The organism is Parafrankia sp. BMG5.11, assembly GCF_004337455.1.
Window position 1 is genome coordinate 78,134 of record NZ_SJXI01000041.1, and the last position, 11,771, is coordinate 89,904.

7 protein-coding genes, 1 tRNA gene and 1 pseudogene are annotated in these 11,771 nt (G+C 72.1%); 6 read left to right on the forward strand and 3 right to left on the reverse strand.

Translation table 11 applies throughout. From position 1 onward, the window contains the following. Positions 1–328 precede the first annotated feature (328 nt). On the forward strand, positions 329–682 hold the full coding sequence (locus E0504_RS52265) for a DUF5999 family protein (protein ID WP_235013886.1): 354 nt from the start codon (positions 329–331) through the stop codon (positions 680–682). A gap of 453 nt (positions 683–1,135) precedes the next feature. Then, positions 1,136–2,743, forward strand: a complete 1,608-nt coding sequence (locus E0504_RS27170) for a bifunctional phosphatase PAP2/diacylglycerol kinase family protein (RefSeq protein WP_112105279.1) — start codon at positions 1,136–1,138, stop codon at positions 2,741–2,743. Between the two features lie 47 nt (positions 2,744–2,790). Here E0504_RS27170 and E0504_RS27175 read toward each other — a convergent pair whose 3' ends face one another. Both E0504_RS27175 and aceE read right to left on the reverse strand, forming a co-directional pair. Next, positions 2,791–3,630: a hypothetical protein gene (locus E0504_RS27175; RefSeq protein WP_071061852.1), complete on the reverse strand. Its 840-nt coding sequence runs from the start codon at positions 3,628–3,630 to the stop codon at positions 2,791–2,793. Between the two features lie 696 nt (positions 3,631–4,326). Next, a complete protein-coding gene (gene aceE, locus E0504_RS27180; RefSeq protein WP_112105268.1) occupies positions 4,327–7,146 on the reverse strand; it encodes a pyruvate dehydrogenase (acetyl-transferring), homodimeric type in 2,820 nt (939 codons plus the stop codon). 341 nt (positions 7,147–7,487) lie between these two features. On the opposite strand from aceE, the pseudogene E0504_RS27185 reads away from it, so the two are divergent. Next, positions 7,488–7,875: pseudogene (locus tag E0504_RS27185) on the forward strand (YjbQ family protein). A gap of 392 nt (positions 7,876–8,267) precedes the next feature. Further along, entirely contained in the window at positions 8,268–8,705 is a 438-nt protein-coding gene (locus tag E0504_RS27190) for a DUF3052 domain-containing protein (protein ID WP_020459468.1), read from the forward strand. Between the two features lie 227 nt (positions 8,706–8,932). On the opposite strand, the gene E0504_RS52270 is transcribed toward E0504_RS27190, so the two are convergent. After that, positions 8,933–9,658, reverse strand: a complete 726-nt coding sequence (locus E0504_RS52270; RefSeq protein WP_235013748.1) for a DUF4234 domain-containing protein — start codon at positions 9,656–9,658, stop codon at positions 8,933–8,935. A 542-nt stretch (positions 9,659–10,200) separates the two neighbouring features. Between E0504_RS52270 and E0504_RS27200 the strand changes: the two genes are divergently transcribed. After that, positions 10,201–10,659, forward strand: coding sequence for a peroxiredoxin (locus E0504_RS27200; protein ID WP_020459470.1), 459 nt, complete (start codon positions 10,201–10,203; stop codon positions 10,657–10,659). An 811-nt stretch (positions 10,660–11,470) separates the two neighbouring features. Next, positions 11,471–11,542, forward strand: a tRNA-Val gene (locus E0504_RS27210). The last annotated feature ends 229 nt before the right edge of the window (positions 11,543–11,771 follow it).

The following is an 11,771-nucleotide window of genomic DNA, read 5'->3' on the forward strand; positions in this document are numbered from 1 at the left end:
CCAGGAGCAGACGTGCGCCGGGCCGAACTTGATGGTCCGCATCCCGGACCGGCCCGGCCGCGACGATCGATCGACGAAGCGGGCCCCGCCTGTCGGCTCGGACCAATCCTCCGGTCCGAGCAGGTCGAACGCTCGGCGTCGGGCTGCAATCTACCCATATGCGTGAGCGCCGGGCAGCGGCCCTCGCCTACGGCCACGGGGAGATACGCCCCGGCCTACCGGACGCCCACACCCGCCCCCGGCTGGCCGCGTACGGCGTGACACGCCGGTGGGCGCACGGGCGCCCCCGTGTGACGTGCCTAACGGAGAGGCGTAACCTCTGGTGCTCGTGCACCAAGGAAGTGTTTTCAACCTGGCCCCGGCCCTGCCGGCGCCCACCACAGAGGCGGAGCCGTCCGGCGACCCCGCCTCCGCCTCCCCCGTCGCGCGGCGGAGGTGTCCGCACAGTCCGCCCTGCCCGGCGGCCGACAGCGCCGACCACGACGCGGCGAGAGTCACCAGCAGACACTGTGACCAGGGCTGGAGTCTGCTCTGCAACGGGGTGATCCTCTTCGAGGACACGGGGGAGATCCTGCCCACCGGGCGCACCGTGGAGCCGCGGCGACCGTTGCCGAGGCCCGGGTGCGTGCCCCGGCCGCCCGCGCCGCGTCGAGGGGCGGTCGCCGCGCCGACACCGGTCTGACCCGCCACGTCCCGCCGCCCGGCTGGGCGGTGCGGCGCGCCCCGGCACCGTCCGGCCCGGGCCGGGGTTCCGCCCTGGCCTGTGCCGGCACCGGGGGGCACGGCCGGCACCTGTGAGCGGTGCCGTGCGCGCTGCGGATGCGCCGCGGGTGCCGCTGGGACGGCGGCGCGGGGGTCACCGGGCCGCTCCGCGCGCCGGCACGACGGACCAGGCTGACGACGTGCTGATGCCGGTCCGGCCTGTGCGAATCACCTGAACGTGGTCCTCCCGGCAGTGAGAGGACCACGTCGCGGGCCACCATGCGCCAACCCGGCACCTCGCCCCGACCCGGTGTCCCGCCCGCCCGCCCGGACCCGACCCGGTGCCCTGAGCCGGCGTTCCGCCTTCCCGGCGGATCGCCGCGCGCGCCCGCCCGCACACGGGACGAACGGGTACGGTTCCGGCGTGACGTCCATGCGGCGGATTCCGCGGCCCGTTCACCGTTCCCGCACCCGTGACCGTGACCGTTCCCGCGACCTGGTCGGCGAGAGCGATCTGCCCCGCGTCGGCGACCTGGCCCGCCTGCTCGTCCGGCACGACGTCGCGATCGGCCGGCGTTTCGTGCACACCTTCATCACGGTCGACCGCGCGATGTTCTCCGCCATCGCCGGCGCCCGGCCGCTGGTGGACCCGCTGCTGCCCCGGCTCTCCCACGCGGCCGACCACGGCATGCTCTGGTGGGGGGTGGCGGGCGCGCTGGGCGCGACGAAGGGCCGCCGCCGCCCGGCGGCGATGCGCGGCCTGCTCGCCCTGGGCGTCGCCAGCGCCGTCGCCAACGGCCCGGCCAAACTCCTGTTCCGCCGGGGCCGGCCGCCGACACACGGCATCCCGCCGTTGCGCCGGCTGCGCCGTGACCTGACGACCTTCTCGTTCCCGTCGGGGCACTCGGCCTCGGCGGCCGCCTTCGCCACCGGTGTCGCGCTCGACGCGCCCGCGGCGGCCGTCCCGGTGGTCGCTCTGGCGTCCGCGGTCGCCTTCTCCCGGGTCTACGTCGGTGCCCACTACCCGGGCGACGTGGTGGCCGGCGCCGCGCTCGGCATCGGCGCCGGGCTGCTGACGACGAAGGTGATGCCGCGGCGCCCCTGGTCGCCGGCACGGGCCCGGCCGGCGTCCGCCTGGGCCCCGGCCCTGCCGGACGGGACGGGCCTGGGTGTGGTCGTCAACGCCCGGTCCGGCGCCGGTCACCACGCCGAGCTCGTCGCCGTCCTGCGTGCCGACCTGCCCGGCGCGCAGGTCGTCGAGGTCGGCCCCGACCAGGACGTCGCCGAGGCCCTGGACCGCGTCGCCGCGCACAGCCGGGTCCTCGGCGTCGCCGGCGGCGACGGGACGGTCAACGCCGCGGCCGCGGCCGCTCTCGCCCGGGGCCTTCCGCTCGCGGTGTTCCCGGCCGGCACCCTCAACCACTTCGCCGCCGACGTCGGCCTGAACAGCGCCGGCGACACGATCAAGGCGGTCCGCGAGGGCACGGCCGTCGCGGTGGACGTCGGCAGGGTCGACGGCATCGGCGCGGCCGACTCCCGGTTCAGCCGGATCTTCGTGAACACCGCCAGCCTCGGCGGCTACCCGGACATGGTCGGCATCCGGGAGCGTTTCGAGCGCCGGATCGGCAAGTGGCCGGCGATGATCATCGCGCTGAGTCGGGTGCTGTGGAGCGACCCGCCGTTCGACGTCGAGATCGACGGCGTCACCCGCCGGGTCTGGCTCGTCTTCGTCGGCAACGGCCGCTACCTGCCCGACGGGTTCGCCCCGACATACCGGACCCGCCTCGACGAGAGCCTGCTCGACCTGCGGGTCGTCGACGCGACCGCGCCGCTGGCCCGGCTCCGCCTCGTCGGCGCGGTGCTGACCGGACGTCTCGGCCGGTCACGGGTCTACGAGCAGCGGACGGTGGAACGGGTGCGGATCTCCTCCAACCAGCCGTCCCCGCTGCCGTTCGCCAGCGACGGCGAGGTGACCGAGGGGATCCGCCGGATCGCGGTCACGACGAGCGGTGCCCGTCTCATCGTCTACCGGCCCGGGTAGACCCGGACGACGGGGGCGGTGCCCCGGGGGCGGCACCGGGTGCCGGGTCAGTCCCCGGGAGGGCTCTGGAGCGGCACCAGTGCGCGCAGCGGGGTGGTGAGCCGGGCGAAGACCTCGGGGTCGAGCAGGTCCTCGACGAGCAGCGCGCAGGCCAGGTCGGCGCACAGCTCCATGACCCGCTCGTCCGAGGACGAGTCCGGCGCCGTGGCGAGCCGGCGGCAGGCCGGGCACAGCCGCCAGAACCCCTCGGCGGCGCTGCGGCGGACCAGCGTCCACACCCGCCGTCGCCCGGTCAGGACGGCGCTGTCGAAGGCCCGCTCCATCGCGATCTGGTGGGCGTCGTCGTCGCGGGTGAGCACGGTCGTGAGCAGGCCGTCGAAGACCTCGAGGCTGGCCTGGTCGTGGCAGCGGCGGGCCAGCCGCGGCAGTGTGGCCAGCACCCGTTTCACGTCGGCGGCGGCCGGGCCCAGATCCGGCTCGTGCGAGCGGACCCGCGGGTACACGGTGCGCCACGGCCGCAGCAGCGCCGTGTACTCGGAGCGGTTCAGGATCGGCTTCGCGTAGGCGCCGGCGAGCGCGTCGCGCATCGCGCGCAGCGCGGTCGCGGTGATCGCGGGGTCGAGTGTGACGTACTCCGCGCCGGCCAGATCATCCGCGTAGATGGCGGAGAGGGCGTCGAAGGCCGCCAGGACCTCGACGATCAGCGGGGAGTCGGGGGCGAGCGCCTTGTCCCGGGCCGAGGCGAGCTGACCGGAGTTGCGCCACAGCGAGGCCAGTGCCACCAGCTCGCTGTCGGAGGTGTGCACGAGTTGCGCCAGGATGCCGAGGATCCCGCGGAGGTTCGGATGCTCCTCCAGCCGCTCGATGCGGCGGGCCCGGAGGATCATGCCTGCCGGCCCGGCTGGCGGGTGGCCGCCATGATGGCGGCCGGACCGGTGGTCCTCGGGACACGCGTCACGTGCTCCTCCTCGATCTCGTGGCGACCAGGTCGCGACGGGCCCCACCGAGCGCCGTCCGGATCACCGGACGGCCGCGGGCTCCGCGAACCGGATGCTCCGCGTTCCGGCCACGCGACGCCGGCCACGCTCCTGCCCTCGACGGGCCGGTGCCGCGGCACGGTGCCGTGCGCCGTGGGGGACGTCCCGCGGCGGTTGGCCGACCCTTGGCCGACGCGCGACAGCGTCGCCTGGCCGTCGGCCGTGGATGTCACTCCCGAGACAATAGTGTCGCCGGTGACGATCCGGAACCGATTGCCGGTGACAGCTTGTCACACGGAGTGCTGTGCTGGTGGCACCGTTGGAGTACAGATGGTAGCCGGTGCGCGGCCGGAGCTCCGTGAACACGAAGAGTTAGTGCCACATTCGGTTACACACAGTGGTGTCGAGGGTGGCGAACGTCGTCACGCCGTGTCGCGGGCGGCACGTCCGCCACCGGTGCCCGCGGGGCCCCGAGTGTCTCGGAAGCCCCGCGGGCCAGGTCCGGGCGGCCGCCACAGGCCGCTCCCAGCCGCCGCCACGGGCCGTCCAGCCGCCGTGGACCGGGCAGGCCGCTGAGGCCGCGGCCGGCTGGCCGGCCGCGCCCGGTCAGCCGGAGACCGGCTGGTCGTCCTCCTCCACGGCGCCGCTGCCGAGAGCGGTCTCGCCGGCGCCGTCCTTGCGCAGCCCGTACCGGCGGATGGCGTCGTCCACCGTGGCCTGCTCGACATCACCCGTTCGTGCCAGCGCCTCCAGGGTCGCCACGACCACAGACTCGGCGTCGACGTTGAAGTGGCGCCGCAGGGCCGCCCGGGTGTCGGAGCGGCCGAAGCCGTCGGTGCCCAGCGAGGTGTACTGCTGCGGCACCCACCGCGAGATCTGGTCGGGGACGGCGCGCATCCAGTCCGAGACCGCGACGACCGGGCCCGGCGCGCCGTCCAGGATCTGGCTGACGTAGGGCACGGCCGGCGGCTGCTCGGGGTTGAGCAGGTTGCGTCGCTCGCACACCAGCGCCTCCCGGCGCAGTTCGTTCCACGAGGTCACCGACCACACGTCGGCGGCGATGCCGTAGTCGGCCGCCAGCATCTCCTGGGCGGCCAGCGCCCAGCGCATGCCGGTACCGCTGGCCAGGAGCTGCGCCTGCGCCGTGGTGGAGCTCTCGGCGGCCGTGGCGGGCGTCCCCTCGCCGCCGGTGAGCGCGTCGGCGGTACGGAACCGGTACATGCCGGCGATGATCTGGGCCGGGTCGACCCCGGTCGGCTCGGCCGGCTGCGGGACCGGCTCGTTGTAGACGGTCAGGTAGTAGAAGACGTTCTCGTTCCGCTCGCCGTACATCCGGTCAAGCGCGTCGCGGACGATGTGGGAGATCTCGAACGCGAACGCCGGGTCGTACGACACGCACGCCGGGTTCGTGGATGCCAGCAGCAGCGAGTGGCCGTCCTGGTGCTGCAGGCCCTCGCCGTTCAGGGTCGTGCGCCCCGCGGTGGCGCCGAGCAGGAAGGCCCGGCCGAGCTGGTCGCCGAGCGCCCACATCTGGTCGCCGGTCCGCTGGAAGCCGAACATCGAGTAGAAGACGTACACCGGGATCATGTGCTGGCCATGGGTGGAGTACGCCGTCGCGGCGGCGATCACCGAGCCCATCGAACCGGCCTCGCTGATGCCCTCGTGCAGCATCTGGCCGGACTCGGACTCCCGGTAGGAGAGCAGCAGCTCCCGGTCGACGGCCTCGTAGCGCTGCCCGTGCGGCGAGTAGATCTTCGCCGTGGGGAACATCGCGTCCATGCCGAAGGTGCGCGCCTCGTCCGGGATGACGGGCACGAACCGGGCGCCCATCTCCTTGGTCTTCATCAGGTCCTTGAGCAGGCGGACGAAGGCCATCGTCGTCGCCACCGGCTGCTTGCCCGAGCCCCGCCGCAGCTCGTCGAAGATCGACTTCGGCGGCTGGGAGAGCGAGCGGGCCCGCACCACCCGGCGCGGGATCGATCCGCCGAGCCCCGCCCGGCGCTCCCGCATGTACTGGATCTCCTCGGAGTCCGGCCCCGGGCGGTAGTACGGCGGGAGGTTGCCGTCCAGCGCCGAGTCGGGGATCTCCAGGTAGAGCCGGTCGCGCAGCTCCTTGAGCTCGGTCTTGGTGAGCTTCTTCATCTGGTGCGTGGCGTTGCGGCCCTCGAAGTCCTTGCCCAGCGTCCAGCCCTTGATCGTGTGGGCGAGGATCACGGTGGGCTGACCGGCATGCTCCGTGGCCGCCTTGTAGGCCGCGTACAGCTTGCGGTAGTCGTGCCCGCCGCGGGAGAGCTTGCTGAGATCCTCGTCGGCCAGGTTGGCGACCATCCGGCGCAGCCGGGCGTCGGCGCCGAAGAAGTGCTCCCGGATGTAGTCGCCCGACGAGGTCGAGTAGGTCTGGAACTGGCCGTCGGGTGTGGTGTTCATCCGGTGGACGAGGACGCCGTCGGTGTCCTTGGCGAGCAGCGGGTCCCAGTCACGGCCCCAGACGACCTTGATGACGTTCCAGCCGGCGCCGCGGAACAGCGACTCCAGCTCCTGCATGATCTTGCCGTTGCCGCGGACCGGCCCGTCGAGGCGCTGCAGGTTGCAGTTCACCACGAAGATGAGGTTGTCGAGCTCCTCGCGGGCGGCGACCCCGAGGGCGCCGATCGACTCCGGCTCGTCCATCTCGCCGTCGCCGAGGAACGCCCACACCTTGCTGCGGGAGGTGTCCTTGATCTGGCGGTTGAGCAGGTAGCGGTTGAACCGCGCCTGGTAGATGGCGTCGATCGGGCCGAGGCCCATCGACACCGTCGGGAACTCCCAGAAGTCCGGCATCAGCCGCGGGTGCGGGTAGGACGACAGGCCGCCCGGCTCACCCTCGCGGCGGAACGCGTCCAGCTGCGCCTCGGTGAGACGGCCCTCGAGGAACGCGCGGGCGTAGATGCCGGGGGAGGCGTGCCCCTGGATGAAGATCTGGTCCCCGGAATCGCTGCCGGGGGAGGAGGTCAGGTGGTCCTTGCCCCGGAAGAAATGATTGAAGCCGACCTCGTACAGGCTCGCGCTCGAGGCATATGTGGCGATATGGCCGCCGACATTATATTCCGGACGGTTCGCGCGGCTGACCATGATGGCGGCGTTCCACCGGATGTACGCCCGGATCCGCCGTTCGACGTGCTCGTCGCCCGGGAACCAGGGTTCCTGCTCGGGGGGGATCGTGTTGATGAAGTCGGTGCTGGTCAGGCCCGGTACCCCGACCGCCTTCTCGCGTGCCCGTTCGAGGAGCTTGAGCATGAGGAACCGTGCCCGGCCTCGCCCGGACTCCTCGATCACCGCGTCGAGCGACTCGAGCCATTCGCTGGTTTCGGACGGATCGATGTCCGGCAACTGGCTCGGGAGCCCGTCGGTGATGACCGAGAACTTCCGCGTTGTGTCCTGCGCCACGCCTACTCCTGCTCTCCGTTAGCTCCTGTGCCGATGCCCTCTCACTATCGTGCTCCGTCTCGACACGGTCGTCACGCACGCCCTGCCTACTGTGCGGTAGGGAAACTGGATCGGCACACGCGGTTGTTCGCGGTCTGTCCCCGAGGTGGTGGCGCGCCGGTGAACACGCCGCGACGGCCGTCTGAGCAGCACCTGGACGCAGCCCTCGGACCCGGACGGCCACCCAGGCGTCGGGGTGGCGTGCAGGCGGTCGCACCGGCAGGTGCGGGATGGTTGGGATTACGTGCGCCCGGGTTGTGGACGCCCGCCGAGGGAGGGACGCCACCGTGGAGACGAAGACGATGACGGTGCGGACGGGGCGCGACGAACGGGTCGTCGACCTCACCGAGCCGGCGGCCGAGTTCGTCGCCGGCCGGGGCGACGGGCTGCTGTCCGTCTTCATCCCGCACGCGACGGCGGGCGTGGCCATCCTCGAGCTGGGCGCCGGCAGCGACCGACCTCCTCGCCGCCCTGGCCGCCCTGCTGCCCGCCGACGACCGCTGGCGGCACGCCCACGGCTCGCCCGGGCATGGCCGCTCACACGTGATGCCAGCCATCATCCCGCCGTCCCTGACCGTTCCCGTCCTGGACGGGCGGCTCGCGCTCGGTACCTGGCAGTCGGTGGCGCTTGTCGACCTAAATGTGGACAACCCCGAGCGGACCGTCCGGTTCTCCTTCCTGCCGGGCTGACCGGGCCGGTCGGCCCCGTCCGGCGGGCAAAGTCCGGCCAGTGCGCCCACCCCGGTGCCGGACCTGGGATCATCGGAACGGCCAGGAGACGTCCGACATCACATACCCGCAGGTTGGACTGATGGTGGGATCATGTCGGCGGGTTTCGTACGACGGGTTGACGAGGCGGCCCCGGGGTAGCGAGATTGTGTCAGCGGAGATCGTTGTGGAACGGCCGGCATCCCCCTGCTTGTCCACAACCCCCGGCGTGGCACTTGCGCACCCACCGCATGGTCCGGTGGACTAGGCCCACGGCGGGTCGCGCGAGCGGATCGTCGCCGAACCGGTCCGCCCACGACCGGGGCGCCTCGCGACCGCGGAGCGTCGTGTAGACGAGCAGGAGGTAGCGGAGGGTGAGTCCGACCGCGGCGAACGCCGAGGGTCAGCGCCGTGCGGAACGTCTGGGAGTCATGGCCGGCACCTTGGTCCAGTCGCTCAACGAGGACGACGACATCGCCCAGGATCTCCTGGACGCGGTCACGACCTCGAGTGGCACCGACCTCGTCCCGGAGGACTCCGACGACGTGGTAGACGTCGTGCTCCTCTGGTGGCGCGAGGATGACGGTGATCTTGCCAACGCCCTCATCGACGCGCGTAGGCAGTTGTCCGAGGACGGCGTGATCTGGCTGCTTACCCCGAAGGCCGGCCGTGACGGCCACGTCGAGCCCAGCGACGTCCTGGACGCCGTGCCGACCGCCGGCCTCGTCCAGACCAGCACCGTCAGCGTCGCGGCCGAATGGGCCGGAATGCGGCTGGCCGCCCCGAAGTCCCAGCGGGTCCGCCACCGCTGAGGCCCCGGGCGCCCGCGCGCGTCCGAGGCCTCAGCGGCGGCGATCTCCCCAGTCGGGGTCGCAACCGATCGGTGTGACGTGCTTGCCGACGGTCCTTCCGCCATGCCCAGCGCCAGGTCCGTGTGCCGCCCGCCCGGCCGGCATCCGCACTTGAATGATCAGCGGTACGGCACCGCGGGCCGTCACAGCCCGCGGTGCCCCGTTTCTCGTCCGCTGCGCCGTGCGGCTCAGCGGCTCAGCGGCACCTGCTGGCCTTCGACCGCGCCGGGGTAGCGGTTCCAGATCTTGTTGATCTCGAACTGGAGATAGAGCGGCCCACCGCCGATCAGCCACAGCAGGAACGCGATCCCCGGGCTGATCTCCGGCAGGCCCGCGGCGCGCTGCGCCTCCGCTGTCCGCGTCCCCAGCCGCCACGCCGCCACGAACGGCGGGACGATCAGCACCCAGCCGATCAGGAAGGCCAGCAGCGACAGCGTAGGGTTGACCTTGATCCGCGAGTTGTAGGCGGCAAGCTCTTTGTTGGTCTTGTACACCCAGACGAACCCGTAGATCCCGAGAGTGATCAGCGGAAGGCCGAGCCACACCCCGAACGGATTGCGCCGTTTACCGAGGACGCCGGCTCCGACCGGCGGCACACCGGCCGGCGGCGGCCCGTATCCGGGCGGCACGGGATAGGTCTGCCCGGCCCCGGGATGGGGCGGGTAGGGATTCGAGCCCTCCCGGGGGAACGGCGGGTAGCCGCCCGGACCACCCGGGGCCGGACCGGGCGCACCCGCCGGCCCGGCCGCGCCGGCGAACCCGCGCGGGCCTCCGGGCGGTGCTCCAGGAGGGCCGTCCGGGAACGATCCGAAGGCACCGCCGGGCCCGGGCGGCTGTCCGCCGGGGCTTCCGTGGCCGCCCGGGCCCCAGCCAGGTGGGCCGGACGGCGGCATGTGATCGGTCAAGGTGGTCACGACCTCCCTGCTGTCGGCATCCGCGGGACGCCCGACGCGCCACTGTGCGGCCCCGTCCGCGGCGTGGCCGCGAGCCGGGGCAACGGCCGGAAAAAGCACACTCCGCCCGGTCACCTCTGTCGTTGTCCGGCACGACTAGCTCGCCGCGGTCGTTGACCGGTCAGACTAGGGCACCAGAGTCCCGGAAACCGGCTCCCGCGCCTTCCTGTGGCTTCGCTGACCGGAAAAGTGCCATCCGCGGCCGGCCGGGCACGCCTTGGAGCCGTTTCGGGTCTCTACATCTTCGAGTGCCGTTGCCGAGTACCCGCCCCGATGTGTTCCCCCTGTGTGCTCATCCTGTTCACCATCGCATCCGTGTCGTAGCGCCGCCGCTGCCCACCGCCCCGGCCTGCCCGCGGGATCCGGCACACCGGCCGCAGCCGGAGCGCAAGGCCGTGGCCGACGGTGGCATGCTGGCGGAGAGGACCGACAGGTCGCGAAGACCGAGAGGTCGAACAGCACCGCAGGACGCGAAAACCAACCGCAATCGAGAGGAAGAGCTCGTGACCGTCGACGTCGGAGCCGTCGCCCCCGACTTCTCGTTGAAGGACCAGAACAACGAGGTCGTCACCCTGTCCGACTTCCGGGGCCGCCGCAACGTGGTGCTCCTGTTCTACCCGCTGACCTTCACCGGCGTCTGCCAGGGCGAGCTGTGCTCCGTCCGGGACGACCTGGCCTCCTTCCAGAACGACGACGTGCAGGTGCTGGCCATCTCCGTCGACTCCTCCTTCGCGCACAAGGTCTGGGCCGACCAGCAGGGCTACGAGTTCCCGCTGCTGGCCGACTTCTGGCCGCACGGCGAGGTGGCGAAGGCCTACGGGGTCTTCAACGAGGAGAAGGGCATCTCCCTCCGCGGAACCTTCATCATCGACAAGGAGGGCAAGGTGCGCTGGAAGGTCGTCAACAACATTCCGGACGCACGCGACCAGGCCGAGTACCTCAAGGCCCTCGCCTCGCTGTAGTCCCGGCGAGCGGCGGGCCGGGTCGCCTCGCCCGTCGGACCCCCGCGAGGTGTTCCCGAGTCAGGGACACCTCGCGGGGGTCCCGGCGTGGCATGGCACGGGCGACGTGCGCCGCCGGTCTTCGAGGACGGGGAACCTTATGCCGTGTTTCCGCTGCAGTACGCGACAGACCGACCCAGTCCGGGGCGCGAGCCCCTGGCAACGCGCGGTCGTCGGCGGCGAACAGGTCCTGGTCTGCCCGACCTGCCGCCCCTCCCCGGAGTGGGAGAAGATCCTTGACCGCTGCGACCGCTGCGCCTCGACCCACCTGGCGAAGGCCCTCGGCACGGTGTTCTGCCGGGCCTGCGGCGCGCGGAAATCCTCCGAACAGCAGCCCGCCGGGCGCTCGCCAGCCCCTGAACCGCCCTCATCGGCTCGCGAACCGTTCTCAGCCACGCCCGGACTGTCCTCACTCATCCCCGAACCGTCGCGGACCGCCTCCGACGTGCCAGAGACCACAACCGGTGCTCTGCGCCCGCCGGCCGCAGGATCCGCCAGGGGCGTGCCGGCCGCCACAGACACTCCCAACGCCTCCGCGGGACGTCATGGCGGGGAACCAGCCGTGGAGGGGCCTGAGCGTGCCCTCAGCGGCGACCTCGCCGCCGATGTGGACGCAGCCCTCACCCGCATGTTCGGGCGACCGCGCCCGGTTTCCTGACCCACGATCCGGGATCATCCGCTAACGTTGCGACCGGGCACGGTCACCTCACCGATCCGGCGATCGGCCGTGCCACCGGACGGACGATGCCTGCGTAGGCTGGGCATCCACCCCGGGCGCGTAGCTCAGCGGGAGAGCGCTCGCCTTACAAGCGAGTGGTCGCAGGTTCGATCCCTGCCGCGCCCACGCGCTGGTTCCGCGTGTTCACTTGATTCTTGATCAAGCTCGCGACCAGCTGCTATGTCTCCTTGGTGGACGATCCTCGAACGCCTCGACGCATGAAGAGATCGTTGCGTAGGCCCGCACGCAGAGCACAGCGTTCAGACGCAACGCAAGTGCTCGATCATGAGGGCAGACGCATGGCCATCGCGGATCTTCTCATCGAGTTGCGCACTAGGGTCTGTTCCAAGTTCGG